Below are 26,416 nucleotides of genomic sequence, written 5' to 3' on the forward strand. Positions count from 1 at the left end.
TAAAATGATGAAGTTTAAGACTAATTTGTGGATTAGTAGTATTGTTATTGGTATGTCTATTTTAATCCCTTTTTATACACCCTTTAAATTGGTTATACCACCTGCATCTTATATATTATTTAGCTATATTCCAGTTTTTCTGGCTCTTTATTACTCATGGCGTCTAGCATTAAGTGCAGTGCTTTGTATGGCTATTGCATTATATAGTGCACATTTTCCACTTAGCATAGTAGCTGAATGCCTTTCACATTTATTGTTAGCTATTATTGGTTCCACCTATATTAAGAACCATGCTGATGTATTGAACTCTGTTCGGTCATATATACCGTTTTGTATACGAATGGCCTGTTTGGTTGCATTGGGAGAAATGGGTGTATCCATGCTTATTTTCTTTATAAAGCATGATATTACTCCTAATACCGTTTTTGTAGCCTTAATTTTAGTTGGTGGAGTGGCTTTGGTTCATAGTTTTATTGAGGGCATGATTGGATATATCCTGTATAAAGTGATTAATAAAATATGGGGATCATGTTCGCGTAGAAATCACGCTAATACTTAGTACGGGAATCTTAAAAAATATAATTAGGTTATCATCGAAATTAGAAACAATATTCTTTACATGATTGGGCCTATAATTTAATTATAAAGAGATTAAATTTCTTGATTGAACAACTATATATATTATATTGACGTAGAAAGGGTACGCATATGGAACGGTATTTAAAACAATTTGCTACTTCAAAATGGTTTGATTTGGTGGGTGTGGTACTTGTTGTTGGCATAGCAATTTCTGCAGGTTATCTCAACTCACGACTTGAGAAATTTGTGGACTGGGGTCCTTGGACCGCTTTGGTTCCATTTGGGGTTATTTCTGTTATCAATGTTGGTATATCAATGTTGTCTACCCGTTTTACAGGTCAATTGAATAAATGGGGTAATTACTTAGGAATTGTTAATACTGTTTTATCAGGTGTAATTGATTTTATTTTAGGAAATAAAGCAGCTATCATCACGTATCCTGTAACATTCATTATTTATACTTTTGCTATAAAAAAATGGAAAGCCTCTCATGATGGGATTCCTAATACAATGAGTGTATCTCAAAAAAGATTGGTTGGCGTGTGTGTTACAGTGCTTGCTTTTATTTTTTCAATCATTGCTAATTTTGTAGGGTTTAATGGTCATATTAATTTCTTAGCTATTCTTACGACGATTGTGTTTGCCTTATCATTGATAGCTAATATTTTTAATGCTCTAAAATTAAATACACAATGGCCGTTTTGGATGATCTATAATATTATTCAGCTTATTAAGGCTTTAACACAAGGAAACTTTGCTAATGTTGGTAAATATATTTTTTATATTCTTAATGCTATAGGTGCCTTATTATTTTGGAATGATAAAAAAGAAGAGAAATAATGTTAGCTATATTCCTATAGTGAAGAAGCTTTAATTTAGCTGTTTCAAAACTATTGGAAAAAGCGTATTTTGATGTTGTTGTATTCTTGCAATTTGTAATGAGCAGAATTATAATAAAAGTAATATTCATACAATATTCATGTTTTAAAACGTAAAAAGTGTATAAAGAGTTGTAAAGAGATTCAGGTTTTACTAGATAAATTTGAATCTTTTTGTGTTTACAATTAGGGTGTGTCTTAAAAGGGATAAAATACATGAAAAAAGAATTACTTTTAACTGCTATGATTATCGCAAGTGTTACTACAACGGGCTTTGCAGCATCCAACTTAGATATTAGTGCTACAACTGCTGCTCCATTAAGCATGAAAAATTCTATTGCATATGGTGGGGATAATAAAATTGAGAGCGGTATTGGATCTCCTGTAGCAAATATATTGCTCGGTGGCGACAAGAATACCATTCGAGCTTCTGCTTCTAATAGTATCACTTCTGGTATTAATAATACTGCATCTGGTCCTGGTAGCATCGTAGCAGGCTGGTATAATCAAAACTCTGCTACTCACAGTTTGGTAGTAGGTACTAGCAATACTGTTGGTGGTACTAATAATATCGTAGGCGGCTTTAACCATGCTAATAATGATAATGCGATTAATTCTTTATTAGTTGGTACACATAATAGTATTGACGGACATGACTCTGTGGCTTTGGGTAAGAATAATACCATTAAAGGTAATAATGCTTTAGTAGGTGGTACTGGTGCCAATGTTCAAGGTAATAATGCTATTGCCTTTGGTGATGGTGCTAAAGCAACATACGATGATGTGTATGCGATTGGTCGTAATGCAGAAGCAACTGCTCAAAATACCGTTGCTATTGGTAACAATGCAACTGCCGCTGGCATTGATTCTATTGCTATCGGCAAAGCAGCTAATATTGCTAAAGCTGGGAGCATTGTAATCGGCAGAAAGACAACAGCTGGTGAACTAGCTGTGTCCGTTGGTACTGATTCTGAAGCAATGGGCTGGGGTGGTACTGCAGTAGGTACTATTTCTAAGGCAAGTGGAGTTCAATCTACAGCTATTGGTAACAATGCACAAGCATCTGATACGTATTCTACAGCACTTGGTATTTCTTCTGTAGCATCTGGTAGAGCAGCTAATGCAATTGGTCTTTCTAAAGCGACAGGCTATGCATCTAATGCTATTGGTTTTGTAGCGGAGGCTTCTGGTAAAAGCGCTACTGCCATAGGCGATACAGCTAAAGCGCTTAATGAAAATTCTATCGCTATTGGTACGAATGCGAAGGCTGCCACAGACAATAGCATTGCCCTAGGTGCTAAGTCTGTTACTGGTACAGCCGTATCTACTAGTTCCGGTGTCATCGGTGGTAGAACCTATAACTTTGCTGGTGGAAATGCAGTAGGTATATTGAGCATTGGTGATAGTGGTGCAGAACGTACCATTACAAATGTAGCGGCAGGCCGTGTATCTGCTACATCTACTGATGCAGTCAATGGATCTCAACTACATGCTATTAAAGATGTGGTAGATAATCATGAAAACCGTATCACTACCATCGAAGGCGATATTAATACGTTAAATAATCGTATTATTAATGGTGGAGCGAATAGCTTGAATGAAGCTAAGGCGTATACGGATCAACAAGTATCTAGCGTAGCGGCGGCTTCTGCAGCACTTGCTGGCTTGCATCCATTAGATTTCGATAAACATGACAAATGGTCCTACTCCGTTGGCTTTGGTAATTATAAAAATGCTAATGCAGCAGCTTTAGGTGCCTTCTACCGTCCTAATAAAAATACAATGTTTAATGCGGCTACTACCGTTGGTAATGGTCGTAATACAATTAGCTTAGGTGCTAATTTCAAATTTGGTAAAAGCTCCGAAGAGGTAACTACTGAAGATGCGGCACAACTCAAGAAAGATATGAAAGACCTATCTGAAAAGTATAATGAATTAGAACAAAAATATACTGAATTGGCAGCTAAATTAGAATCTAAATAAGAATCCAAATAGTGTGATTAATACCCCTATAAGACGTATCTTGTAGGGGTATTTTTTCTATTAAATATGAAAGTACAGTGTCTTTATAATATGTATTTCTTTTAAATGTAAAAGTGAGGTGCTTTTATTATAAGTATTCCTTAATAATGATATAATTAAGATACATATTCAGTTACATAGTCAGTTAAACATTATATGTAAGCAACAGTATATAGTGGAGAGTAGTATATGAGCTTTTACAATTGGATCCAAGAAAAACTATTTGATGATTACGAAGAATGGCATATGAAGTGCCCTGATTACAATCGGAACGGTTTTAACATAGTAGGTATCGATAATACATTAAAGGCTATGCATGATGGATATTTCATGTATGTTGAATTATACCCACCTCATGCCATCGATGGATGTACAGCCATGAAAGCACGTGTAGGTAAAAAGCAGGATGCAGTAGATTTATTCTTAGATATAGATGGCAAGACCTATCGTATGGTTGATGTAAGTTATCCTGACGCAGTGAAGATGATGCGGGCTTTTGTGAAAAAACGCAGAGTACCTGATTGTAGTTTGTGTGTAGAAGTAGCGTATCTAGATATCGATCAGATGCGATCTACATTTACAGAGTTAGCAACGTTGTTGCTAGGCGATGCTAAACAAGCCAAATCATTCATGTCCAAGGCAAAGTTACATTCCATGGAAGAACTAGAAGATAGCTGGTGGAATCTCTATGAGAAGTTGCTATCTACTGGTCGTGCTGTAGAGTTATCTTTGAAATTCGAATTAGAGGATTTTCTTTATAATGTGCAGAAGTTAATCCATAATAAAAATTTATCTACTGATGAAAATTTAGCTGAAGATGTATCTATTGATACAGCCGCATTTGATGATAGTCAATGTATTGGGGACTGGTGCGCACATCTTAATTCCACGTGGAAAAAATATAAGTTAGTAGGCATGGATATCGGTACAGATAGTTTGGTGCTTATGGTACTTTCAAATGAGGAATTCAAAAGAGCCAAAGAACTAGCGAAAGAATTATTACATAGAATAGATGTAGCTGAACGCTTGTGATGAATAGGAGAGAGTATTATGAGTATTGTACGTCTACCAGAATATGAAGCAGAGTTTGAGCCGGAAGTATTTGAAATCTATGCATTGCCGCGCAGTGATGCGCATGGGGCTAGTCCTTATTTGAAAACCCCTAAATACCTTCATACTGACAGGGGTGACTTCCTGTTAAATCGAGAGTATCAATATTACACAGCGAGAATTGATGATTATGCATTCACCCTTGATGTAGATGAGGGGTCTGATGAAAGCTGCACCATTGCATTGAAGGCTTTCAATAAGATTGAAAATTTCAAAGAATTTGAACAACGAATTAGTGCATACATTAGTGAACACTTACTAGACCTTGCTAACGATTGGCTCGACAATGATGACCAAGATCCGATTACGGCAGAAATATTTGCGAAGCGCATTACTATGGGCGAATTGGCGTTCCGCAATGATGGTACCATAGAGGTCTATTATGACGATGACGATATTTTCTGGGGACACTGCATCATAGCCAATATTGATGCGGAGGGGAACCCTGTACATGCGGATATTGCAGGATAATGAACTAGCGGAGAGAGACGATGGAAAATCTGTATAAAGAATTAAGAAGCTTTTTTACCAATGATATTGATCTAAATGATTTATTTGATTCCGAAGCTATTATCTGGATTGACTGGCGCGAGTATGACGAAGATGTGGTGAACTATTTCAATGATATGATGGCTGAGCCTATCGATATTAAAACGGTTAGTAATGGCAAGGCTTATGGTGACGATATTGTGTTACAAAAAGGCGATAAAGAGCTGCAAATTCCTTACGGTGATGAGTAAGATCGAGATGTGACCATCAAATATTTCAATGACTTTGTTAAGCCTGACTATGAGGTGCGTTGGTTTGCTGAAAGCCTTGGAAACGATACGCTTGGCTTTACCGAGCTTTCAGGGGTAGAATGGGCCAATTTAGAAGATGAATTTGGTGCAGATACAGTTCGTTACTATTTTGAGCCTATCAATCTTGAAAGTAACATGTTTAATCTCGACATGGATGAAGTTTCTGCATTATTAGAATTACGAGAAAATAATAGATGAAATAACCGGTAATGAGCTGATAGAATAAGAGGTTATTAATATGGACTATTTAGAAACATTACGAAATGACGCTAAACTAGCTGAAGAGTTTGATGTGCTGTTTGATTTCTGTCTATTAGACGGGCTGGAAGAGCGAGATACTGCTGAAGGGCGATGCACATTCTCTTTGCCTGGAAAAACTTTTGCTCGTGATGGTGCCGGTGGCGAATATCATCAATTAGAGGATGGCTCTATCGGGTATATGAGTAGCGAAGGGGGATGTGGTCGTATAGCTGAAAGTGTAGATGATTTAATCCATTTATTGGTGTATAGCATTTGTTGGCATGATTATTGTGACGCTAGCCAATATACGGACATATCTACTCTCGAAGCCTATGCCAATGAGCGTCATGATGAAATTGCTTCTTATACAGAAATGGATGTATGGGAAACTGTTGTTCAGGCGCTAGGCATGCCTTTAGAAGCAAATGTGGCTGCTGAATTACAAAAATTCTATGACTCTGCACATCGAGCTCCTTTATATATTTGTTATTTCCATGAAGATGATGGAACCGTTACAGAATCACAAAATCTATTTTTCTAGACGTATTGCTTAAAAGGAGAATTATATGGCTATTGATGGAGTAAAAATCATAGATAGTGATGATGGCCATGATATTTATAATTTGATTGTTGAGCGCTATAGAGATGGCACTAGTATTGATACCATTGTTTCAGAAATTTTGGCTGAAGAGCAGAATTTTTGTACTGACGAATTCTATACAGAAATTTATTGGACTGCCGTAGCCTATTCGCTGTGGAAGATAGGTTATCTGCCGCAGGATATCAAAGAGAAAGTATTAGATATAATCGCGAAGGGCGCTCATGAGTTTTGGCTAGAAATTGATAGTAAGGCGCTCAAACAACGTCAAAAGGTGTTAGAGAAGTTAGCCACACAACTACAAAGTGAAAATCCAAAGCCTCTAAAGGTTCGTAAATCTAAAACAAAGCGAGAACCTCATTTTAAGGTGGGAGACGTATCAAATTTCGGTATCGATACCGACTGTTGGTTTAATCATAAAGACCTAGGCCTATTGCTAGAGAATTTAGAAATCATTGGGGCTGTTGAGCTATATCCGTGCAAGCTGTGGAAATTAGCACCAGCAGGCACGTTGGAAGATATCTATGAGGAGATTGCAGATAGTCCTAGGCTAGGAAAACTGCGTCTCATAGACACCTATGAACTGGTGAAAGAGGTTATTCAGAAATAATTATGGGGTAAACACATTACTATATGGGCGTACTTATAAAGGTAAAGGTATAACTATAATGGATAAAGCGCGTAAAAAGGAATTATTGAAAGACTATAAAGCTAAAGAAAAACAGAATTTTCAAGATAGCTTACCTATGGACGAAGAATTATTTTGGAATCTTTTTGATTATGTAGACGAGAAATTAGAAACAAATGACGGTTGCGATCATAGTTTGACTTTCACAAGAGAGTTTTTAGAAAAACAAAAGGTAGATGTGGAAAGTGTATTAGACTGGATTATCAACGAAGGTGGCGGTTGTGATTGTGAGGTTCTCTACAATGTAGAGGAACGTTTTGAAGAGTACTGTTAATAGTATTTTTTATAGTTAACTCCTTTTATTTGCAGGTGTTACCATAAGGGTATATAGTATAGGCATGTGATGTATGTATTCACATGTCTATTTTTTTTTATAAGGAGGACGCTATGCAACACGTTCAAACCCGCAGTACTACATCCGCGTTAGTACTCACAGCCGTATTGATTGCCCTCGCTACATTGCTTACAATGTATACGAAAATTCCAGTACCTGGCATACGCGGCTATTTCAATGTTGGAGATGTCGTTATTATGACGTCAGCTCTGTTATTAGGTCGAAAATATGGCGCCTATATTGGTGCTATCGGCCCGGCGCTAGCTGATTTATTCCTCGGCTACGTAGTCTTTGTACCAATCACTCTCGTGGTGAAAGGCATTGAAGGTTATTTTGTCGGTACTGTCTATAACAATAAGACAACTACCTCTGCCTTGGTGGCAACCATCGTAGGTGGCATTATCATCGTAGCAGGCTACTTCATCGCTGAATACTTTGTATTCGATCCAGGCGTAGCCATTGCTAGTATTGTGACCAATACTATTCAAGCCGTTATGAGCGTTATTATTAGCATCATTCTCTATGCCATTTTGCGTAAACGATTAGGATAGGATTGGTGATTCACAATTCATATACAAATTATGATATAATTTGTATATGAGGAGGTGCTTTTATGGGGTTATTACGTGAAAGTATCCGACCATCGTCGGATTTAAGAAATAAATATAATGAAATCTCTACAGTTTTGAAAACAGGGGACGAAGCTTGTATTATGACGGTAAATGGTCGTGGTGATACGGTATGTATGGGATATGAAACCTATAATAAATTGAAAGCACAGATCGAATTATTAGAGGCTATTGCATTGGCTGAGGAAGACGAACGAAAAGGTAGAATGGGTCCTATTGAGGATACTTTTATCAGCATAGAAGAGTTGTTAGCTGAGGCGGAATAGTTATGGAAGACACTGCTTATCGTATCATTATTATGGCACAGGCTGATCAGGCATTGCATCATATTGTTCTGCATGTAAAGCAATCTTTTTCCAATAAAATTGCCAAGGCTGTTTATCAAGAGATTAAGGATAGAATTCTTTTATTAGCGGATAATCCTTATATGGGCATGATTCCAAGACATACTGTTTTACGTAATAAAAACTATCGTATGTTGATCATTAATAAAAATATTATTTTATATCGTGTTTTTGATGATGAAAAAGAAGTGCGCATATATAATATATTTAGTCAACGGCAAGATTATTTACAACTTCTGCAAGGATTGTAGATGTTTAGTTGATTTGGTATAGATGGATAAAGGGAGACCCCGTTGTGAGTCTCCCTTTTGTAGTTATTTCCTTTGGAGCATTGATAGTGCTGATTTGTCGTAATAACGACAAATAGCCCTTCGTTACCAACTGGTAGCTGAAAACGAAAGGCCATTTCTATATGTTTTATAATGTAATGTATATTGAGGGATTCAATCGGAACCCCTCTCTTTTTATTGCAGTTCACTCTTTAATTCAGTATATTCCGTTCCTCAAAGACCGTTTTTACCATAAATAGTGCATTCAGTACGCGTGGAAATCCCGCATAGGGGATGCAGTGGGTACAGACCTCTACGATTTGCTCGGGTGCAATACCGACATTGAGTGCCGCATTGGTGTGTACTTTCAGCTGTGCCTCGCAGCCGCCCAGCGTTAACAGGGATGCGAGCGTAATCAGTTCCCGTTCCTTGAAATCCAGGTTGGGGCGCGTGTAGATGTCGCCGAACAGCTCGACCAATAAATCGGCTATGGCCGGTGAAATCTCTTGAATTATGTTATACACCTCCTCGCCGTGCAGCCCGTCAATTTGTTTCAATGTGTTCATACCGATGTTAAAACGTGTTTCTTTCATAATTATTACCTCCGTCTAGACGTATGATATATGCTCGAGTATACTTGAGGTCAAGGTGGTGAAAGTATGAAAATCGGTGAATTTTCAAAATTAGTGGGACTGTCTATTCCCACATTGCGATATTATGAGGATCAAGGGTTCCTTCACATCGAGCGGCAGAACGGCATTCGCAATTACCATGCGGAGGATGTGGGTTTTGTGCAGTTTATTAAACGCTTGAAAGATATGGGAATGCCACTTGCGAATATCAAACGGTATGCGGATTTAAGGTATGCCGGATCTCATACGGTCCATGAAAGAATGACACTATTACAAGACCATTATCGGTTTATTGAGGCCGAAATTAAACGATTAGAAGGCTATAAGAATAATCTAGAAGATAAATTGAAGTTGTATGAAACTGTAATAAAGAAAAAGGAGATCTAAATGGCAAATTTACCTAACTGCCCTAAGTGTGGCGACGAGTACACATATGAAGATGGTCATATGTTTATCTGTCCTATGTGTGGCAACGAATGGACAGCGGCTGACGCACAAGCTGCAGCTGAAGCAGGTATCATTCGCGATGCTAACGGCAAAGAGCTAGCTGATGGCGATACAGTTGTTGTTGTAAAAGACCTCAAAGTAAAAGGTGCGGGCATCTTGAAACAAGGTACGCGCGTAAAGAATATTCGCCTCACCACTGATGCAAGCGATGGCCACGATATCGATTGCAAAATCGATGGTTTCGGTGCGATGGCATTGAAATCTGAAATGGTTAAAAAAATCTAATCTAAGGAATCCCTACTGATACATTTGGTAGGGACTTTTTTTGTGGTATATTCATGAATTGCATCGCATGAATTATGTATTGGTAGAGAAAAAAGATATATGACTACTGTTGATATTATTAGGAATTGAGAGTATAACTAATAATATAGTGAATATTAATGTATTCTATGTAGACTTTATACAGGAGGGACTATGCAAAAGGTTCTTGTAGTTATCGATATGCAAAAAGATTTCGTAGATGGCGCTCTTGGTTCAGCTCAAGCACAGTTAATCGTAGATAATGTACGCAAAAAAATTGAGAACTTTGATGGGCCTATCATTTTCACTCGTGATACGCATGATACTGATTATCTTGAAAGCCAAGAGGGGAAGTTCTTGCCTGTTACACATTGTGTTAAGAATACAGAGGGTTGGCATATTGTACCTGGATTAATCGAGGCAGCAGAAGGTCGTCCTATCATGAGCCCTGTATCCTTTATAGATAAGCCAAATTTCGGATCCCTTGAACTACTATCTCGTTTAGAAGGTATGAACTCGGTAAATCCTATCGAGTCGATTACACTTGTTGGCTTATGCACAGATATTTGTGTTGTTTCTAATGCCATTATATTGAAAGCTGGCTTGCCAGAAATTCCTGTTTATGTAGACTCTAACTGCTGTGCAGGCGTTACAGAAGAATCCCACCAAGCGGCGTTAACAACTATGAAAATGTGTCAATGTATTGTTGAGTAGTTATTTTGTTATAACTATATTAGAGTGCTTTATATTGATTAACAAATCTTGGCGACATCGCTAATGTACCAGAGGACATCCGCCAAGCGGTTATCAACAACGGCGGTGGTCACAAGAATCACACCATGTTCTGGGAAATTATGACAAAACCAGATACTTCTAAATTGGAAGGCCCTTTGAAAGAGACTATCGATGCTGAACTTGGTGGCTATGATGCCTTTGTTGAAAGCTTCTCCGCTGCGGCAGCTACACGTTTTGGTTCTGGTTGGGCATGGCTTGTGGTAAATAAAGATGGCAAACTAGAGGTTACATCCTCTGCGAACCAAGATAATCCTCTATTAGAAAGCAAAAAGGCCATCCTTTGTCTAGATGTTTGGGAACATGCATATTACTTGCACTACCAAAATCGTCGTCCAGACTATATCAAGGAATTCTTCCGCATTATTAACTGGGATAAAGTGTCTGAAAACTACGAAAAAGCATTGCAACCACACCATCAATAAGAAGAGAACTTGAAAACTTGTAACGTTCTCGCAACTAGCAAGTTTCTTATAACTAGTAAATCCTAAGAACTCTTAAAGCTCTTAAAAATAAATACACAATCTAATAGATAACGGATAGTTGATATACTTTTCATCATGCTTGCGTGGGAATATATCCTTTATCCGTTATTTTTGTATATAAAAAATATATCTCGGAAAAAACTTTCAAAAGTATTGCCATGGATACAGATTTTCTAATCGATATCATTTATCATGGTGTCATAGGTTATGTTAGATAAACCTTTCATAGTATATATTGCCTTGTATACATATTGGTACGTATAGAGGGCTACTTACATAAGTAATACACAATATTTTTGACACGAGGGGATCAAAATGGAAAAGAAATTAGATTTGTCCAAATCCGTATATGATTTGGTAACAGAATATCCTGAAGTAACAGAGATTATGAAAAGCTTAGGGTTCAGTGAAATCACTAATAAGGTGATGTTGAACTCTGTTGGTAAAATCATGACCATCCCAAAAGGGGCTAAAATGAAAGGCGTATCCATGATGGATATCGTGAGTGCATTTATGAAAGCTGGTTTTACCTTGGAAGGTGAAATGCCAAATTTACACGGTGATGAAGCAGCATCTGCTAAAGATGTTCCTGTAGAGACTGCTGCTACTCAAGTAGAGGAGCTTAAAGCTAGTCAAAATACAGAAACTAATGAAGAGGATACTGTTACAGATAGCGAACGTGTAGAACAATTGAAAGGTTTCTTGAAACGGTTAGGTACTGGTGAAGAACTTGGTGCTGTTCGTGAAGATTTTGCGAGCCAATTCAAACATGTTGAGGCTAGTGAAATCATGAAAGCTGAACAAGGTCTTATGCGTGAAGGTACACCTCTAGAAGAGGTACAACAATTATGTGACCTTCACTCTGCGTTGTTCCATGGTTCCACCATTCATGAACAAATGGATGCAGAACATGCTAAGGTAGAAGCGGTTCTAGAGGCTCAAGAAAAGAGTAAGAGCGTTGTGACTTTGGTAGAGACTGCAGGTCATCCGTTAAACCGATTAACAGAAGAAAATAAAGCGCTCGACGAGTTGATTGAATCTATTCGTCCAAAAGTAGCAGATAAAACTGCCACTTATGATGATGTGAATACAGTGCGTCAACTATCTGTGCATTATGCTAAAAAAGGTGATTTATTATATCCAAAATTGAAAGTGGATTATGCAATCGGTGGTCCATCTATGGTTATGTGGACTGTTGATGGTGATATTCGCGACCAATTAGGGGACTTAGCAAAATCTAGCCAAAGCGTAGATGACTGGTATAGACGTTTTGACGAGCTTCTTACACGTGCCCAAGAAATGATCTACAAAGAACAAAATATCTTGTTCCCAATCTGTGCAGAAAACTTCAGTAAAGAAGACTGGTATCAAATCTACAAAGATACAGCACAATATGAAGACATCTTTGGTGTAACACGCATTGCTTGGCCAGAGGCTGATGCAGCATTAGCTGCACAAACTACAAAACCAAGTGGTGATAATAATGCTATCGGTTTGATTGGTGGTACGCTAACTGTAGATCAACTAGATGCTATGCTCAACACAATGCCAATGGAGGTAACCTTCGTTGACCATGAAGATATTAACCGTTACTTCAACGATGGTGAAAAGGTATTCAAACGTCCTACTACGGCTATCGGTCGTGATGTATACTCCTGCCATCCGCCAAAGGTAGAACCGATTGTACGCGGTATTATCGATTCCTTCCGCAAAGGTGATCGCGATAATGTGGCAGTATGGCTTGAAAAACAAGGCCGTCCATTCTATGTAAACTACATGGCTGTTCGTGACCAACATAATAACTATATTGGTACATTAGAACTCGTACAAGACATGCAATTTGCAAAGGAACATTTCGCTAGAATTAAATAAAAACTAGTGTAATACTAGTTATGTGATACAGTGAAACTTTGATACAAAAAGGCTGCTCTAACATTGAATGATGCTAGAGCAGCCTCTTTTATTTGTACGAAATGAATTCTCTAATATGATTAATGTATTCCCTGAATTAATGTATTTTTTGATAAGAGGTACCCATTAAGGGTGTACGTACTTGATAATATTATGGGTAGCAGTCTTAATATTTTCAAGGCTAGTAGCCAAGTTAAGTCGCACAAAGGTGGCGTAGTTTTCGCCTCCAAACCATTCGCCAAAGCTTGGTGCGATGCGACATTTATTTTCGAATAATTCGTGCATATCTTCAGCCTTAACATAGGCACCAAAATCAATCCATGCTAAATAGGTGCCGTCCATAGGGCTGATGCGGATTTGTGGTAATGCCGTACAAAGCTCTCGGCACAGATATGCATAGTTTTCACGTATAATAGCCAGTACATCGGTGAGCCATGCTTCCGCCTCTGGATGTGTGTAGGCTACAGTGATGGCCGTTTCGGCAATAACGTCGGAGTCTGTGTGGTATACCTGAGTTTTATAGGCATTGTATTGGCCTCTCAGTTTTTCGTTAGGAATGATAACCTCTGCATGATGCAAACTAGCCATATTAAACGATTTTGACAGGGAAGACATAGCAATAATATTATCGGCATAGGCACCGCTAACTACCGTTAGAGCCGATGTAAATGCCGTTGAACCTGTGATGAGGTCCTGATGGATTTCGTCACTAATGATGAGCACATTGTGTTGCTTACAGATATTGAATAGTCGATCCATTTCTTTTTCAGTCCATACATGGCCTACAGGATTATGCGGGTTGCAGTGAATAAAAAGTTTAACATCGTATTCAACTATAGCCTTTTCAAAGGCTTTGTAATCGACGGTATAACGATGGTCTTCGCCGCGTTTCATAGGGACGGTGATAATTTGTCGTCGGGCGTTTCTGGCACTAGAATCAAAGGCACCGTATATAGGACTTAGTACCGCGATGGCATCATTTGGTTTTGTGAAAGCCCCAATACACCACATAATGTCTGTAATGACATTTGGAGCGCTGGTGAGCCAGTCCTTAGAAAGTATACAGTTGTGGCGCCGCTTATGCCAATCTATGACTGCTTCAAGATAATTGGGATTTGTCATGGTATAGCCTAAAGGTTGGGCTTTTACATAGGTACAAATAGCCTCTTGTATGCACTGAGGCGGCATAAAGTCCATATCGGCCACCCATAGGGGTAATAAATCGGTGCGGCTAAATTTTAAGTGTTCGCCGTCCCATTTGCGAGAATGGGAACCGCGGCGATCGATATAGTATGTTTCAGTAAAGTCTATTGTGTTCATAGTGAACCTCTATACGTGTATGTTAATGTGGTGGGAATTAATTACTCTATCTATTATCAGTATACATGCATAGATATATATGTAAATATACCCTTAAGAATTGCTGTTACAGTATCTTTTGTTTCTATGCAATCCTTGCATGAATAGGGGCTATATTCGTATACAAAAGGTGTTATATTTGCTTGACTGTTACGACTTTCACAATTTAGAATATACTATAGAATAGTGTGTGTCTGACCAGTGACCACACGTCTATCGAATGGTTACAAAAGATAAATCTTAGCAGCATGTGGCGGCATCCCTATGTGAGAGGGTTCATCGGATTGCTCAGGTACATGCAACGCTGTATAAGTATAGTACTGGATCCTTGTTAGGAGGCATGTGCCATGAGTAACGAATTAAAACCACTACATTTTGATGCGGATTATACAATGGAGGAAGCGCTCGCTGAGGCGAAACGTTGTCTAAATTGTCCAAAACCATTGTGCCGTATGGGTTGCCCTATTGAAAACGAAATCCCTCGTTTCATCCAAGCTATTGCGCACGGTAACTTCGGTTTAGCCAACGATATCTTGGCAGAACGTACAAACTTGCCATCCATTTGTGGCCGCGTATGTCCACGCGAAAACCAATGCGAAGGCAACTGTATCATGAATAAGGCGAAGAAACCGCCTATCAATATTGGTAAATTGGAACGCTTTGCTGCCGATTTTGAAAGTATCAATGAACTTCGTAAACCTAAGAAAATTAAACAAGATCTTGGTAAGGTTGCCGTTGTAGGTTCCGGTCCTGCAGGCTTATCTGTAGCCGGTGATATCGCTAAACTTGGTTATGATGTAACGGTATTTGAAGGCCAATCTGAACCAGGTGGCGTACTTTTATTCGGTATTCCTGAATTCCGTTTGTCTAAATCCGTTGTACGTCGTGAAATCGCTCGTCTTGAAGGTTTAGGCGTTAAATTCGTATGTAATACATTTATCGGTCAAGATAAAACATTGGACGAACTCTTTGCTGAAGGCTTCGACTCTATCTTTATCGGTACTGGTACACATATTCCTCAAGAAGTGCGCATGGAAAACGATGAAGTACATGGTGTATTCCAAGCTATGTATTTGTTGACTAACGTACAACTCGTAGAAAATGGTGAGCTTGATGAAGCTCAAATCCCTGTAAAAAAAGGGGACCGCGTAATCATTATCGGTGGTGGTAATGTAGCGATGGATGCGGCTCGTACATGTGTACGTTTAGGCTGTGAATCCGTTACTGTAGCGTATCGTCGTAGCCAAGAACAAATGCCTGCATTGTTGTCTGAATACGAAGAAGCACGTGCTGAAGGCGTTCAATTCCAATGGTTCGCTTCTCCAGTAGGCGTAGAAGGTAAAGACAAGGTAGAAGGCTTCAAATATGAAGTAATGGCTCTTAACGAAGATGGCGCAGGTATCCACGGTACTGGTAACTTCCAAGTTATGCCTGTAGATAAAATCATCATTGCTGCTGGTCACAAACCAAATGCACGTCTTATCGGTGAAGGCAATAATTTGAAAGTAGACGAAAAAGGCTATATCGTTACATCTGAAGATCCATATGGCATGACTAATCGGGATGGTGTCTTTGCAGGTGGTGACGTTGTACATAAACCTGCTACTGTAGTATTGGCGATGCGCGAAGCTAAAAAAGCTGTTGATGGTATGGTTAAATATATGGAAATTAAAAAAGCACAAGAGAGTATTAACAAATAAGATTATATCTTATGAGTTTATAACCTATCGTTTTATAGAGATGTGGAAAGCGGACTATACATTGTATAGTCCGCTTTTTTTTGCTTTATATAGTGACTGATAATATTACTATTCAAGTTTATTTATAATGTATGAATAATGTATAGAAATTATAAAAACTTATATAATATAAACTTTCTTTGAATAACAATAGTATATTTTTAGTACTAATAATTTCTATATATACAAAAATTACACGAAATGATGAAACTGTTCATAATATAATGTACAAAGAAACATGACTCTATAGAGCTAATTTATACCTTAGTTTTTACCATGTATTTTTTGTTATCGCATTTCAACTACTACTATTCAGGATGTTAAGCTAGACGTATAGTAGAGGCATAAGTATGTGTTAAGTGTGAAAGTAGACAGAGGTTGTCATGAATTCTATCGTATGTTGTAGAGATCTTCAAATTCGGCAAGAAGTCCATAAGCTCGGCATATTGATTTTATTATGGCGTAGGCAATTGGGTATGACTCAATATCAATTAGCTGATAAGTCTGGATTGGCTCAATCTTATATAAGCGATCTTGAAAGTGGAGCTGTTGACCCTAGATGGTCTACAATTTATCGTGTTGTTAATGGCTTCGGACAGATGAGTATTCAAGATTTTTTGAACGGACCCGAAGCTATTAGAAGCCTAAAACTTCATTAATGATAATAACCTCTATGGTTTGCATGTTACGCATTTTTTGTAGTAGATGGTTAAGGCGTTACAGATGTAAGAAATACATCACGGCCCATGGTGCGTAATGCAGTGTCACGGCAATGCCTGTTTCAAAATAATGGGCTAAGAAAATAAATTATACTTTTACCTATAGGTTGAATTTGCTATAATAATAGTATTGATATGGCATAAGCCAATGTTAAGGAGGCAAAAATCGTGGACTTAATTCAAAAATTAAAAGACCAAGTAAAACCATTAGGTAAAAAAATCGTGTTGCCAGAATACAAAGATGAACGCGTATTGAAAGCAACAGAAATCATTTTGAAAGAAGGTTTTGTAACACCTGTTCTTGTTGGTAACCCTGCTGAAATCGCTGCGGCTGCTAAAGCTGCTGGTGTATCTGTAGAAGGTGCTGAAATCATCGATCCAGCTAACTACGATCGTTACCAAGAAATGGTTGATACATTCGTAGAATTGCGTGCTAAAAAAGGTATGACTCCTGAAAAAGCTGACGCAACTATGAAAGGTGATTGCTTATTCTTCGGTGCTATGCTTGTTCGTCTTGGTGCTGTAGATGGCATGGTTGCAGGTTCCGGTTGCCCAACTGCTAATGTATTGCGTGCTGCATTACAAGTAGTAGGTACTAAACCAGGTCTTAAAACTGTATCTTCCTCCATGTTCATGTTCACAAGCAAAAAAGAATATGGCGATGATGGTATGCTAGTATTCTCCGATTGCGGCGTATTGCCTAACCCAACTAGCGAACAATTAGCTGATATTGCAGAATCCACTGTAGAAAAAGCTCGCAAAGTTGTTGGTATGGCTGATCCTCGCGTATCCATGTTGTCCTTCTCCACTAAAGGTTCCGCTTCCACTCCAGAAGTAGATAAAGTGGTTGAAGCTGTTAATATCTTGAAAGAACGTAATGTTGACTTCAAATTTGATGGCGAATTACAATTGGACGCTTCTATCGTTCCTTCCGTAGCAGAAAAGAAAGCTCCTGGCTCTAATGTAGCTGGTAAAGCTAACATCTTGATTTTCCCTGATCTTCAAGCTGCTAACATTGGTTACAAATTGGTACAACGCTTCTCCGGTGCTGACGCTCTTGGCCCATTGATTCAAGGTTTAGCTAAACCAGTTCATGACCTTTCTCGTGGTTGCTCCGCTCAAGACGTTGTAGACGTTGCAGCTATTGCTGCTGTTGAAAGCATCTAATTTCCACAATAACTTCATTTGAACGATTTAATGAAATATAAAAAAGCTGATTCTTAGGAATCAGCTTTTTTGTTTTATACAGATATTGTTTGATATCTTTTGTAAATATATCTATTGTAAATAGATTGGTGAAAGCATATCTTGTTTGTAAGTTAATTTAGAATATAGCTTGTCAGAAAAATATAGTAGTTGTTTTAACTTGTATAGAAGGTGTATGATTAAATTGATAGTATTTGATTAATATATTTAATCAATGCTTGCGTGAATACACTTGATATGTACAAGTGTAATTGTGTTTAGAGTCGTGAAAAGGAGAGGGCTATGATTTCTGTATTCGACACAAATCCTGTTATTTTTGAAAGTAATGATCGTACTTTAACAATTAGTTACAATGGTGTGCTCTGTAAAGATGCCAATGGTACGGTTATCACTGATATTGATTTTGAGGACCTAAATGAGTTATGTCTTATAAGATATTTAAATTCAAATGGTAATTATACTATTCTCTTTAGAGATCACAATTGGAAAAATATGGAAGGCCAAGATTTAGATACGGACCGTACAGAATCTAATACTGGTCATAATATTCGTGAAACAAAAGCGATTCTTGCAGCCTTTGCTCGAAATAAATTGACCGCAGATTTTCCTGCGAACTTAGATACTCTTCAATTGCCATTAGACTCTTCCTTTATGGGTAAACGAGAAATTACCATTAAAAACGGCGTTATCTCTAATGGTAAGGTAGATATTCCTATTAAAGATATTCGTCGCGTAGTATGTGCATCTAATGGCACGATTAGTAAATTGCTAGTATACAAGGAAGAAAAGCCTAGCTCTTTCCTTAAAAAGATCTTTGATTCTCCTGATATGAAAATCACGTTGAACGCCATTACGTTACCATTATTGGAAGCCATCGTAACACGTAACACAGGTCATGGCATTGATTTTACTCGTGGTAATGGATTTGATCAAAGAAATTCCAACTATATCATCATTCGTTATCTTGATTCTGGCTTCTTCCTTGAAAAGGATGGTACAGCACCTACAGAATGGCAGAAAACAGCTGCTGAAACAACAGCTAAATTTAACTATGATGTGAAAACATTATTGGGATAACATTCGCTAACATAGAAACTTTTGTTAAGGAACTATGAAGTGTAAAAGACTGTATTACTAATACAGTAAATATGAAATAAGACACCAAAAGAACCGCTAGTTTTTACTAGCGGTTCTTTCGTATATCTAAATATATAGCTTAGTTTTGTACTGCTGTAAAGCGTTGGCGACCAAATTTGTGATTGTTGATTTCATCCACTAGAATTTGTGCAAATGTAGCATATGAGATATAAGGTTTGCCTTCTTTGTTCAAGATAACATTTTCATTACCTAATACATAGTCATTAGATTCAGGGCCTTCTGCATCTAAGATTGGTGGTGGGGTAAACATTGTCCAGTCTACATTGCTAAATTTACGCAAGATATCGTCAGATTTACCATGGGTTTTGGAACGAACTAGGAATTCTGGAGGAAACTCTGGTGTATCATTTAGTTGAACTGTGTGATCTTCGTCTACATAGAGACTGCCTGCACCACCTATAGCGATGAGGCGCGTATTTGTGTTAGCTAATGCTTTTACAAGCAACAATGTCAAATCTGCTGGTAAGTGATACGTATCTGGTGTGAAAGCGCTTGTAGCATTTACGACTACGTCAAATTGAGTTAGTTCTTGTTTTGTTAATTGTAACGCATCTTTTACGATGGTTGGTATTCCTTCAATAGCACCTTCACGGCGAACAAGGCCTGTTACTTGATGACCTGCTTTGAGGGCTTTTTCTACTATACGATGACCTGCTTTACCATTTGCACCGATTACTAAAATGTTCATGTTGATTCTCCTTTTGTGAAAGTCTCTTTTATTGAGAGCATAGTCCTTTAAATGTAATTGAGTATTTCATATCCATATACATGTTAGTAAAGTTTACTCAGCAATTGTTATTGTATTCAGCTGATGACCTTATTATATAGGTGTGCAAATGTTTTGAGTAGTAGAACTATTTATGATAGGTACTATCAAAAGTGATAGAATTATGATATTTACTGACTAAAAATTTTTCGAAAAAAATTTGTACCCTAAAAAAAGATACTGTAAAATGCTTGCAATATGATAAATTTGTGATATGATTTGAACTACATTAGAAAGACATATTTCTAATCTTGAAATGGAAATAGTAGTATAGCTATACATAGTTGAGCTTAGCTATAGAGGTTTAGCCTTGTTATAACGAGCTACTTAAGCTATATAGAGAAGGAGAAATATAATGGCAGAGCAACTCGTAAATGTTCATGATTTAGTGGGCCGCTGTCCTTTTGCAACGAGTCAAAAGTTATTAGCCGGCAAGTGGTCTTTATTGATTATGCACGAATTAGCCGAAGGACCAGTGCGTTTCCGTGAGTTAGAACGACGCTTACATCCTATTACTCAAGCTACATTAACAAGAGCATTACGTCAGATGGAGGATGATGGTCTAGTACACCGTGAAGTATACGGCACCATTCCACCAAAGGTTGAGTACAGCCTTACTGAAGTGGGAGCAGGGTTTAAGACTGTTCTAGCATCCCTTGAAACATGGGGAAATCAATATATTGATTATATGAAAGCCGCTGGCCGCATGTAAGAAATGCCAGCGGCATTTCTGCCCTTATTATGATTATAAACATGGGGCACTATATATTTGATAAGGCTTTAAAAAGACCTTTATATATGCCATGAATAGTCATTTGTTTATGCCATGTATTAAGAAAAATATGGTATAATAAACAATACGAATGATATAAATTCTCAATAAATAAGAGGTACTGATAATAATGTTAAATGTTACGTTTTTAGCGCATAGCGGCTTTGTCGTAGATGATGGTAAGCGTTGCTATGTGTTTGATTATTATAAAGATCCTAATAATATAGTTTGGCAATTAGCGAAACGCGGTCGTGAGCTTTGGTTCTTTGTGAGTCATACTCACGGTGATCACTTTAATCCGTCTATTACAGAGTTTGATGGTCCCCGAACGCGCTATATTTGCCATCAAGATGTTCCGTTAGAGGGCAAGGTAAAGAAATGTATTACTATGCGCCCTGGCCAAGATGCCACATTAGATGATGTAGGTATCCATATGTATGGCAGCACTGATGAAGGCGGTTCTTTCTACGTAAAGACAAATACGGAAAATATCGATTCTGATTCTATTTTCCATGCAGGTGACCTCAACTGGTGGCATTGGCTTGGCGATACTCCGGAGAACAATGCTGATGCAAAACGCATGGCATGGCGTGAGTTTAAGGAATTAGACGGCTTATCTGTAGACGTGGCGATGTTCCCGGTAGATAATCGTCTAGAAGATGCTATGGAGTGGGGCAGTATTGAGTTCTTGCGCCGTGTAGAGATAAAAAAAGCCTTTATTCCTATGCATCTAAATGGTCCACTATGGACACCATCCGTGTATTTTAAAGCACTCTTTGGCGATGTTCCTGTATGGGAGCCTCAAAAAGATGGCGATGAATGCACATTCTAAATATACTTTCACAAGTTGTAGTTCGTGAAAGTTCGTGACCTATGTGGTCACTACGTTATATGGGGAGCGTCTGTATACGTAATTCAGTAAGTTAGGATCAAGTGATGATGAAAACTAAACCAGTGGCAACCACCCTATTGGTTGTCATGGCTATTATATTTTTAATTTCATATCCACAACGGCAAGATATGTTTTGGGCGTTTATCATGCACGTATCTGGGGCTGCTATGATCGGTGGATTGGCGGACTGGTATGCGGTAACGGCACTCTTTACGAAGCCTTTGGGAATTCCTTTTAAGACGGCTATTTTGCCACGTAGCAAGGAGCGACTTATACAAATGGGGCGAACCATGCTCAGCGAGGAACTATTGCGCGTGCCTCAAATGTACTATGCCATCAAAAAAGAGCGCGTTATGGTCCGTATCATCGAATATGGCATGAGCGATGCAGGGCAAGGCCAAATGCGCGATATTTTGTATGGTGTAGGTAATCAGGTTTTGTCTCATATGGATATTGAACCTATGCGTCAGGAAATCAACAAGGCCATATATAAAGGTGTTACAAATTGGAAGGCGACACCTCTCGTTATCTTGTTTGGTCGCTGCATGTTAGAGCGCCAAACAGCAAGTGTTTTCTGGCTCTACTTTAACCGTACATGTCAGCGTGTCATTGTATCTAATCAAGTATATCCGTACTTATACCGTGTTATGCTAGACATTATGAAAACCTATACGAAAGACTCTTTCTTCCGTGAATTGGCTATTGCCTTTGGCGGCGATGGGCTTTCACCAGAACGATTGGTAGAAACGGTACAGAAAAAGGCTGTTCAATTCCTAAAGGATAACGAGTCTATAGATTCTGATTTAGGTCGTTACATATGGGGACAAGCCATTCGTTTCTTCAATAATTTGGAAACTAATGTAGAGTGGCAAGCTTTTATCGAAGAGCACAAAAATCAATGGATTAAAATGGTTCTTGAAGAATGGGAAGGCAAGCTCATTGACGGCGATACTGTGGACTGGAAACGCCTCATGGATATCGTTATCGGTCGCTTTAATGTGCTCGGTACGGAAATCTTGTTGAACCCAGATAAGCAAGCGCCCTTTGAACGGTTCTTCTTGCTTCGTAGCATTCCGTGGTTACAAAAATTGAATCCTCTTATTGATAAGGTGGTGGAGCAGGAACTATCTCACTATTCACCTGAGGAAATTACCCAAATCGTACGCGGCAAGATGTACTATGACCTTCAAATGGTTCGTATTAATGGCTCTCTCGTAGGGGCTGTTTTAGGTGGTATATTCTACGGTTTATACCTTTTGGTAGAGGGGGTGCTCAAATGATTCAGTATTTGAAATCCCTCACTTTACGACAACGTGCTAATAGTATTCTTGGTTTGACTGCCGTATTGTACTGTTTTGTTTTCATAGGTCAATTTTTCTATGGCCGTGAAAGCTGGTATCAACCTCTGTATTGGGCTGTACAGTCTGCGCTCATCGGCAGTGTGGCAGACTGGTTTGCTGTAACAGCCTTATTCCGTAAGCCACTAGGCTTTCCGTATCATACAGCGTTAATTCCTCGTAATAAAGATCGACTCATCAACGGTGTTATTAAGCTTGTTGAGACAAAGATGCTCACTAAGGAACGTTGTAAAGTATTGTTGAGCAATGTTCAATTTGTACCATTGTTTGAAAAATTCTTGTTATCTCCAGAAGGTCAACGGGCAGCACGCCTAGTAATTCATCAAGGGTTACATTTATTATGGAAGTCTCAAACGACTGAGGAATGGGCTCAATGGGGGGCAGAACGCATTCGTGGATTGCTTCAAAAACATTCTCTAGTACCTGTTTTGAAACACGTGTTGCTCGACTTATGTGAACATAATCGCTATGAAGCCATGGTTGTACAGGTATTGAACGTAATTCAAGAACGTATTAACCATCCCGCTATGGTTACGTGGCTTACAGCTGTTGTAGCAGAAGAGGCTTATAAGAAAAAAAGAAAGGGATTCTGGTCTGATTTCCTTATCTCAATGTCTGAAGCTACGGATGTGGTGAACTATGAAGAGATGGCACAAGCTATTGTTCAAGAGGCCTATGCTATGCTTGAAAATTGGAAACGACCGAATAGTCCTGAACGGACTGCATGGCTTCGCCAATGGGTAGATCCTATTCGGCATATAGAAGAGAACCGCGAGGTTTGTGATGCTCTTGATGAAGCGTGGGAGCGGTGGATTCACGAACAAGACTGGGAATCTGTCATTGAAAACCATTTATGCCCTTATGTAGAGGAATTGTTACTCGTAGGGGATGAAAATGGGGAAACGCCAGCTCAAGTTCTTGTGAATATTGCTCTTGAATTGTGGACTGTATATGGTCAATCCGAAGATTTAAGAAATCGTATAGAAGATACATTGCACAATATTGGTATATATGTGCTTGAACAAGGCTATGATCTCATTGAAACCATTATACGCCAAGTTCTGGGCGGCCTAAGCACAGAGAAGTTTATTTACTTTATCGAATCTAAGGTAGAGGATGACCTCAGCTGGATTCGTATTAATGGAGCCATTGTTGGTGCTATAGCAGGGCTTGTTGTGTGGACTTTTCTAGAATATGTATATATGCCATTGTGGCAACAATTTATAGGCTAAATAATTACGCGCTAAACAATATAAAAACGCTAGCAACGAGAATTTCTCTGTGCTAGCGTTTTTGTTTATTCTTCAGTTCTTTTGTACGGTAATCGTACTGTAAATGTAGTTTTAACTTGTGGTTCACTTGTGGCAGTTACTGTGCCGTGGTGTAAGTTAATAACTTTATTTACAAAGTATAGACCAAGGCCAATGCCATGGTTGGATTTTTTATTTCGAGATTGTTCTGTTTGATACATACGATCCCAAATGTGCTCAAGATTTTCTGGCTCGATGCCAATACCGTTATCTGTTACTGTAATAACAAGTTCACCACCTATAAGCTTAGCAGAAATGTCAATGGTGGAAGTTGTAAACTTAATAGCATTATCTACTAGGTTTGTGATGGCACGACGTAAGGACACTTCATGTGCAACAATATTCATATTGGGTTGAATATTAGATGTGATGGAAATCTTTTTTTCTGTATTCTCTGCACAGAGTCGTGTGTAGTCATGAACCATGTTTGTTAACATTAATGATACGTCTACAGGGGCTAGATTTAGTTCGTGAGCATTTTCAAGGCGTGCTACATCGAGTAATTGACTTACAAGGCTTGTCATAAACTTAGCTTGTTCTAAGATATGTGTGAGACCTTCTCGTAAATCATCTTCTGTACGTCCATATTTTAAGGCAAATTCACTTTCTGCCTTAATAACAGCAATTGGTGTACGTAGTTCATGGGATACATCCGAACTAAACTGCTTTTCCCGGTTTGAAGAATCTTCAAGACCTGAAATCATGCGGTTAAAGGTTGTTGTTAGTTCGTAAATTTCATCTCGTGCAGTGCGAGATGGTATATCAATACGACGACTCAAGTCATTATTCTTGCCGATAACCTTAGCTGTCTTGGTTAAGACTCGAACCGGTTTGAGCCCCTTTTTGATGAATAGATAACCACCTAACGATGAAATTAATAAGAAAATAACATCGCCTAGTAATAAACTATATAATAAGTTTTCTGTCTTTTTAGAGGCCGTTTTTACTTTTGTAACAGCACGTAAAATACCACGATAATTCGGTTCATTAACCGGTGTATCGTAGTAGTAGAATGTATCTTCACCTACGGCGATTTCTCCAACCTGTCCTAAGGAGAGAACTGTTTGGTTTGGAAACCCATCAGGTAAGGCGCCTTTAATAATATAGCCGTCTTGCGTAGACACAAAGAAAAACGTGTTGTCTTGGTACGGTTTGAATTTGCGAATATCTGTAGCCATTATCATTGCCTGTTGCTGCAAACGCTCACGTACTTCTTTATTATCAGACTCATGAGTATATGCATAAATCCATGCGGATGCAACCATCAAGATAATAAGCAAAAAGATAGTATACCAAGACATAATTTTAAAAGTGAGGGGCAGACGATTAAATAAATCGGTAGCTGCCCCAGACATGGTGTCTAGATCTCGATGAGGATCATTAGTTTTCTGTTTTGAGGACATACCCTACTCCACGAACCGTTTGAATGAGTTTTACATTCTCATCAGTATCGATTTTCTTACGTAAATCTTTGATGTATACATCGATAAGGTTAGAGTAGCTTTCATAATCATATTCCCAAACGTGATCAAGAATTTGTTGACGAGATAATACAATGTTTTCGTTACTTGCTAAGTAGAATAAGAGGTCAAATTCTTTTGCTGTTAAAGTAATTGTTTCCCCGTCACGTTTAACAGTACGTTGAGATACATTGATAGTAAGTGGGCCAACGTGAATATCGTTTTGAGCATGACGTGCGTTACGGCGCGCCAATGCATAAATACGAGCAGTTAATTCTTCTAAATCAAAAGGTTTTACAAGATAATCATCGGCGCCTGTATTGAGGCCTGTAACTTTATCTTGCAAGGAATCTTTTGCTGTTAAAAGTAATACAGGAGTTGTATTACCGTCATTACGCATTTGTGCAAGAGCACTAATACCATCAAGAATTGGCATCATAATATCCATAACGATAACGTCATAGCTGGATGTGTTTACATAATCAATCGCTTGTTGACCGTTGAAGCATGTATCAACCGTCATATTCTCTGCACGTAAATATTTGGCGGTAATGCCATTCAGCATTTCTTCGTCTTCTACAAGTAAAATTTTCATTCTCTGTTCTCCTTATGTATG

30 protein-coding genes and 2 pseudogenes are annotated in these 26,416 nt (G+C 38.3%); 26 read left to right on the forward strand and 6 right to left on the reverse strand.

The window, feature by feature from the left end:
• The first annotated feature begins 4 nt into the window (after positions 1-4).
• From RWP19_RS04400 to RWP19_RS04460, 13 genes are all read left to right on the forward strand, one after another.
• The gene (locus RWP19_RS04400; protein WP_314356611.1) at positions 5-559 is read left to right on the forward strand and encodes a hypothetical protein; all 555 of its coding nucleotides are present in this window, start codon (positions 5-7) and stop codon (positions 557-559) included.
• A gap of 149 nt (positions 560-708) precedes the next feature.
• Positions 709-1,419 (forward strand): nicotinamide mononucleotide transporter family protein, encoded by a 711-nt coding sequence (locus RWP19_RS04405; RefSeq protein WP_314356612.1) that lies wholly within the window; start codon positions 709-711, stop codon positions 1,417-1,419.
• A 254-nt stretch (positions 1,420-1,673) separates the two neighbouring features.
• Positions 1,674-3,440: a YadA-like family protein gene (locus RWP19_RS04410; protein WP_314356613.1), complete on the forward strand. Its 1,767-nt coding sequence runs from the start codon at positions 1,674-1,676 to the stop codon at positions 3,438-3,440.
• A gap of 228 nt (positions 3,441-3,668) precedes the next feature.
• Positions 3,669-4,511, forward strand: coding sequence for a DUF6630 family protein (locus RWP19_RS04415; RefSeq protein ID WP_314356614.1), 843 nt, complete (start codon positions 3,669-3,671; stop codon positions 4,509-4,511).
• Positions 4,512-4,529: 18 nt separating this feature from the next.
• Positions 4,530-5,060, forward strand: a complete 531-nt coding sequence (locus RWP19_RS04420; RefSeq protein WP_314356615.1) for a DUF2262 domain-containing protein — start codon at positions 4,530-4,532, stop codon at positions 5,058-5,060.
• 20 nt (positions 5,061-5,080) lie between these two features.
• Positions 5,081-5,329, forward strand: a complete 249-nt coding sequence (locus RWP19_RS04425; RefSeq protein WP_314356616.1) for a hypothetical protein — start codon at positions 5,081-5,083, stop codon at positions 5,327-5,329.
• A gap of 9 nt (positions 5,330-5,338) precedes the next feature.
• On the forward strand, positions 5,339-5,587 hold the full coding sequence (locus RWP19_RS04430; RefSeq protein ID WP_314356617.1) for a hypothetical protein: 249 nt from the start codon (positions 5,339-5,341) through the stop codon (positions 5,585-5,587).
• A 40-nt stretch (positions 5,588-5,627) separates the two neighbouring features.
• Positions 5,628-6,170, forward strand: a complete 543-nt coding sequence (locus tag RWP19_RS04435; RefSeq protein ID WP_314356618.1) for a hypothetical protein — start codon at positions 5,628-5,630, stop codon at positions 6,168-6,170.
• Between the two features lie 25 nt (positions 6,171-6,195).
• A complete protein-coding gene (locus RWP19_RS04440) occupies positions 6,196-6,837 on the forward strand; it encodes a hypothetical protein (RefSeq protein WP_314356619.1) in 642 nt (213 codons plus the stop codon).
• Between the two features lie 58 nt (positions 6,838-6,895).
• Positions 6,896-7,189 carry a DUF2695 domain-containing protein gene (locus RWP19_RS04445; protein ID WP_060923750.1) on the forward strand — a complete coding sequence of 98 codons (294 nt, stop codon included), beginning with the start codon at positions 6,896-6,898 and terminating at the stop codon, positions 7,187-7,189.
• A gap of 113 nt (positions 7,190-7,302) precedes the next feature.
• Positions 7,303-7,800, forward strand: a complete 498-nt coding sequence (locus RWP19_RS04450; protein ID WP_314356620.1) for an ECF transporter S component — start codon at positions 7,303-7,305, stop codon at positions 7,798-7,800.
• A 62-nt stretch (positions 7,801-7,862) separates the two neighbouring features.
• On the forward strand, positions 7,863-8,144 hold the full coding sequence (locus tag RWP19_RS04455) for a type II toxin-antitoxin system Phd/YefM family antitoxin (protein ID WP_288187596.1): 282 nt from the start codon (positions 7,863-7,865) through the stop codon (positions 8,142-8,144).
• Positions 8,145-8,146: 2 nt separating this feature from the next.
• Entirely contained in the window at positions 8,147-8,473 is a 327-nt protein-coding gene (locus RWP19_RS04460) for a type II toxin-antitoxin system RelE/ParE family toxin (protein ID WP_314356621.1), read from the forward strand.
• A 230-nt stretch (positions 8,474-8,703) separates the two neighbouring features.
• On the opposite strand, the gene RWP19_RS04465 is transcribed toward RWP19_RS04460, so the two are convergent.
• Positions 8,704-9,084 carry a carboxymuconolactone decarboxylase family protein gene (locus RWP19_RS04465; protein WP_314356622.1) on the reverse strand — a complete coding sequence of 127 codons (381 nt, stop codon included), beginning with the start codon at positions 9,082-9,084 and terminating at the stop codon, positions 8,704-8,706.
• A gap of 66 nt (positions 9,085-9,150) precedes the next feature.
• Between RWP19_RS04465 and RWP19_RS04470 the strand changes: the two genes are divergently transcribed.
• The 5 genes and pseudogenes from RWP19_RS04470 to RWP19_RS04490 all read left to right on the forward strand — a co-directional run bounded on the left by RWP19_RS04470 (position 9,151) and on the right by RWP19_RS04490 (position 13,022).
• Positions 9,151-9,510 carry a MerR family transcriptional regulator gene (locus tag RWP19_RS04470; RefSeq protein WP_295210992.1) on the forward strand — a complete coding sequence of 120 codons (360 nt, stop codon included), beginning with the start codon at positions 9,151-9,153 and terminating at the stop codon, positions 9,508-9,510.
• Complete coding sequence (locus tag RWP19_RS04475; protein ID WP_314356623.1) at positions 9,511-9,855, forward strand: zinc ribbon domain-containing protein YjdM; 345 nt, start codon at positions 9,511-9,513, stop codon at positions 9,853-9,855.
• Between the two features lie 192 nt (positions 9,856-10,047).
• Positions 10,048-10,587 (forward strand): cysteine hydrolase family protein, encoded by a 540-nt coding sequence (locus RWP19_RS04480; protein WP_295210987.1) that lies wholly within the window; start codon positions 10,048-10,050, stop codon positions 10,585-10,587.
• 47 nt (positions 10,588-10,634) lie between these two features.
• A pseudogene (locus RWP19_RS04485) lies at positions 10,635-11,090 on the forward strand (superoxide dismutase); the annotation flags it as partial.
• 375 nt (positions 11,091-11,465) lie between these two features.
• Entirely contained in the window at positions 11,466-13,022 is a 1,557-nt protein-coding gene (locus tag RWP19_RS04490; protein ID WP_314356625.1) for a DUF438 domain-containing protein, read from the forward strand.
• Between the two features lie 165 nt (positions 13,023-13,187).
• Here the strand turns inward: RWP19_RS04490 and RWP19_RS04495 are convergent, their stop codons facing one another.
• Complete coding sequence (locus tag RWP19_RS04495; protein WP_314356626.1) at positions 13,188-14,381, reverse strand: aminotransferase class I/II-fold pyridoxal phosphate-dependent enzyme; 1,194 nt, start codon at positions 14,379-14,381, stop codon at positions 13,188-13,190.
• Positions 14,382-14,767: 386 nt separating this feature from the next.
• Between RWP19_RS04495 and RWP19_RS04500 the strand changes: the two genes are divergently transcribed.
• A complete protein-coding gene (locus tag RWP19_RS04500; RefSeq protein ID WP_295209844.1) occupies positions 14,768-16,120 on the forward strand; it encodes an NAD(P)-dependent oxidoreductase in 1,353 nt (450 codons plus the stop codon).
• A 422-nt stretch (positions 16,121-16,542) separates the two neighbouring features.
• Positions 16,543-16,818 (forward strand): helix-turn-helix domain-containing protein, encoded by a 276-nt coding sequence (locus RWP19_RS04505; RefSeq protein WP_295209843.1) that lies wholly within the window; start codon positions 16,543-16,545, stop codon positions 16,816-16,818.
• On the opposite strand, the pseudogene RWP19_RS09435 reads toward RWP19_RS04505, so the two are convergent.
• Positions 16,796-16,884: pseudogene (locus RWP19_RS09435) on the reverse strand (lactate utilization protein); the annotation flags it as partial. The gene RWP19_RS04505 and the pseudogene RWP19_RS09435 sit on opposite strands and share 23 nt — an antisense overlap.
• 162 nt (positions 16,885-17,046) lie before the next feature.
• Here RWP19_RS09435 and pta point away from each other — a divergent pair.
• Together pta and RWP19_RS04515 are read left to right on the forward strand one after the other, a co-directional pair.
• Positions 17,047-18,045 (forward strand): phosphate acetyltransferase, encoded by a 999-nt coding sequence (pta, locus tag RWP19_RS04510; RefSeq protein WP_295209838.1) that lies wholly within the window; start codon positions 17,047-17,049, stop codon positions 18,043-18,045.
• A gap of 321 nt (positions 18,046-18,366) precedes the next feature.
• A complete protein-coding gene (locus RWP19_RS04515; protein ID WP_314356627.1) occupies positions 18,367-19,161 on the forward strand; it encodes a hypothetical protein in 795 nt (264 codons plus the stop codon).
• Positions 19,162-19,300: 139 nt separating this feature from the next.
• Here RWP19_RS04515 and RWP19_RS04520 read toward each other — a convergent pair whose 3' ends face one another.
• Positions 19,301-19,930 (reverse strand): NAD(P)H-binding protein, encoded by a 630-nt coding sequence (locus RWP19_RS04520; RefSeq protein ID WP_314356628.1) that lies wholly within the window; start codon positions 19,928-19,930, stop codon positions 19,301-19,303.
• A gap of 433 nt (positions 19,931-20,363) precedes the next feature.
• Here RWP19_RS04520 and RWP19_RS04525 point away from each other — a divergent pair, with 433 nt between their 5' ends.
• From RWP19_RS04525 to RWP19_RS04540, 4 genes are all read left to right on the forward strand, one after another.
• Positions 20,364-20,720: a helix-turn-helix domain-containing protein gene (locus RWP19_RS04525; protein ID WP_105085146.1), complete on the forward strand. Its 357-nt coding sequence runs from the start codon at positions 20,364-20,366 to the stop codon at positions 20,718-20,720.
• Positions 20,721-20,910: 190 nt separating this feature from the next.
• Positions 20,911-21,612, forward strand: coding sequence for an MBL fold metallo-hydrolase (locus tag RWP19_RS04530; RefSeq protein ID WP_314356629.1), 702 nt, complete (start codon positions 20,911-20,913; stop codon positions 21,610-21,612).
• 104 nt (positions 21,613-21,716) lie between these two features.
• Positions 21,717-22,952, forward strand: coding sequence for a DUF445 family protein (locus RWP19_RS04535; protein WP_295209825.1), 1,236 nt, complete (start codon positions 21,717-21,719; stop codon positions 22,950-22,952).
• A complete protein-coding gene (locus RWP19_RS04540) occupies positions 22,949-24,262 on the forward strand; it encodes a DUF445 domain-containing protein (RefSeq protein ID WP_314356630.1) in 1,314 nt (437 codons plus the stop codon). Before RWP19_RS04535 ends, RWP19_RS04540 begins: the two co-directional genes overlap by 4 nt.
• Positions 24,263-24,327: 65 nt before the next feature.
• Here RWP19_RS04540 and RWP19_RS04545 read toward each other — a convergent pair whose 3' ends face one another.
• Together RWP19_RS04545 and RWP19_RS04550 are read right to left on the reverse strand one after the other, a co-directional pair.
• Positions 24,328-25,743 carry a HAMP domain-containing sensor histidine kinase gene (locus RWP19_RS04545; RefSeq protein ID WP_314356631.1) on the reverse strand — a complete coding sequence of 472 codons (1,416 nt, stop codon included), beginning with the start codon at positions 25,741-25,743 and terminating at the stop codon, positions 24,328-24,330.
• Positions 25,721-26,395 (reverse strand): response regulator transcription factor, encoded by a 675-nt coding sequence (locus RWP19_RS04550; RefSeq protein WP_314356632.1) that lies wholly within the window; start codon positions 26,393-26,395, stop codon positions 25,721-25,723. Before RWP19_RS04550 ends, RWP19_RS04545 begins: the two co-directional genes overlap by 23 nt.
• Between the last annotated feature and the right edge of the window lie 21 nt (positions 26,396-26,416).

Origin of the sequence: uncultured Veillonella sp., assembly GCF_963522475.1 — a bacterium.
Lineage (GTDB): Bacteria > Bacillota > Negativicutes > Veillonellales > Veillonellaceae > Veillonella.

What these genes read in the sequence shown, in the direction of transcription:
- RWP19_RS04400 (WP_314356611.1), top strand. Translation starts at nt 5, where the DNA reads ATGATGAAGTTTAAGACTAATTTGTGGATTAGTAGTATTGTTATTGGT.
- RWP19_RS04405 (WP_314356612.1), top strand. Translation starts at nt 709, where the DNA reads ATGGAACGGTATTTAAAACAATTTGCTACTTCAAAATGGTTTGATTTG.
- RWP19_RS04410 (WP_314356613.1), top strand. Translation starts at nt 1,674, where the DNA reads ATGAAAAAAGAATTACTTTTAACTGCTATGATTATCGCAAGTGTTACT.
- RWP19_RS04415 (WP_314356614.1), top strand. Translation starts at nt 3,669, where the DNA reads ATGAGCTTTTACAATTGGATCCAAGAAAAACTATTTGATGATTACGAA.
- RWP19_RS04420 (WP_314356615.1), top strand. Translation starts at nt 4,530, where the DNA reads ATGAGTATTGTACGTCTACCAGAATATGAAGCAGAGTTTGAGCCGGAA.
- RWP19_RS04425 (WP_314356616.1), top strand. Translation starts at nt 5,081, where the DNA reads ATGGAAAATCTGTATAAAGAATTAAGAAGCTTTTTTACCAATGATATT.
- RWP19_RS04435 (WP_314356618.1), top strand. Translation starts at nt 5,628, where the DNA reads ATGGACTATTTAGAAACATTACGAAATGACGCTAAACTAGCTGAAGAG.
- RWP19_RS04440 (WP_314356619.1), top strand. Translation starts at nt 6,196, where the DNA reads ATGGCTATTGATGGAGTAAAAATCATAGATAGTGATGATGGCCATGAT.
- RWP19_RS04445 (WP_060923750.1), top strand. Translation starts at nt 6,896, where the DNA reads ATGGATAAAGCGCGTAAAAAGGAATTATTGAAAGACTATAAAGCTAAA.
- RWP19_RS04450 (WP_314356620.1), top strand. Translation starts at nt 7,303, where the DNA reads ATGCAACACGTTCAAACCCGCAGTACTACATCCGCGTTAGTACTCACA.
- RWP19_RS04455 (WP_288187596.1), top strand. Translation starts at nt 7,863, where the DNA reads ATGGGGTTATTACGTGAAAGTATCCGACCATCGTCGGATTTAAGAAAT.
- RWP19_RS04460 (WP_314356621.1), top strand. Translation starts at nt 8,147, where the DNA reads ATGGAAGACACTGCTTATCGTATCATTATTATGGCACAGGCTGATCAG.
- RWP19_RS04465 (WP_314356622.1), bottom strand. Translation starts at nt 9,084, where the DNA reads ATGAAAGAAACACGTTTTAACATCGGTATGAACACATTGAAACAAATT.
- RWP19_RS04470 (WP_295210992.1), top strand. Translation starts at nt 9,151, where the DNA reads ATGAAAATCGGTGAATTTTCAAAATTAGTGGGACTGTCTATTCCCACA.
- RWP19_RS04475 (WP_314356623.1), top strand. Translation starts at nt 9,511, where the DNA reads ATGGCAAATTTACCTAACTGCCCTAAGTGTGGCGACGAGTACACATAT.
- RWP19_RS04480 (WP_295210987.1), top strand. Translation starts at nt 10,048, where the DNA reads ATGCAAAAGGTTCTTGTAGTTATCGATATGCAAAAAGATTTCGTAGAT.
- RWP19_RS04490 (WP_314356625.1), top strand. Translation starts at nt 11,466, where the DNA reads ATGGAAAAGAAATTAGATTTGTCCAAATCCGTATATGATTTGGTAACA.
- RWP19_RS04495 (WP_314356626.1), bottom strand. Translation starts at nt 14,381, where the DNA reads ATGAACACAATAGACTTTACTGAAACATACTATATCGATCGCCGCGGT.
- RWP19_RS04500 (WP_295209844.1), top strand. Translation starts at nt 14,768, where the DNA reads ATGAGTAACGAATTAAAACCACTACATTTTGATGCGGATTATACAATG.
- RWP19_RS04505 (WP_295209843.1), top strand. Translation starts at nt 16,543, where the DNA reads ATGAATTCTATCGTATGTTGTAGAGATCTTCAAATTCGGCAAGAAGTC.
- RWP19_RS04515 (WP_314356627.1), top strand. Translation starts at nt 18,367, where the DNA reads ATGATTTCTGTATTCGACACAAATCCTGTTATTTTTGAAAGTAATGAT.
- RWP19_RS04520 (WP_314356628.1), bottom strand. Translation starts at nt 19,930, where the DNA reads ATGAACATTTTAGTAATCGGTGCAAATGGTAAAGCAGGTCATCGTATA.
- RWP19_RS04525 (WP_105085146.1), top strand. Translation starts at nt 20,364, where the DNA reads ATGGCAGAGCAACTCGTAAATGTTCATGATTTAGTGGGCCGCTGTCCT.
- RWP19_RS04530 (WP_314356629.1), top strand. Translation starts at nt 20,911, where the DNA reads ATGTTAAATGTTACGTTTTTAGCGCATAGCGGCTTTGTCGTAGATGAT.
- RWP19_RS04535 (WP_295209825.1), top strand. Translation starts at nt 21,717, where the DNA reads ATGATGAAAACTAAACCAGTGGCAACCACCCTATTGGTTGTCATGGCT.
- RWP19_RS04540 (WP_314356630.1), top strand. Translation starts at nt 22,949, where the DNA reads ATGATTCAGTATTTGAAATCCCTCACTTTACGACAACGTGCTAATAGT.
- RWP19_RS04545 (WP_314356631.1), bottom strand. Translation starts at nt 25,743, where the DNA reads ATGTCCTCAAAACAGAAAACTAATGATCCTCATCGAGATCTAGACACC.
- RWP19_RS04550 (WP_314356632.1), bottom strand. Translation starts at nt 26,395, where the DNA reads ATGAAAATTTTACTTGTAGAAGACGAAGAAATGCTGAATGGCATTACC.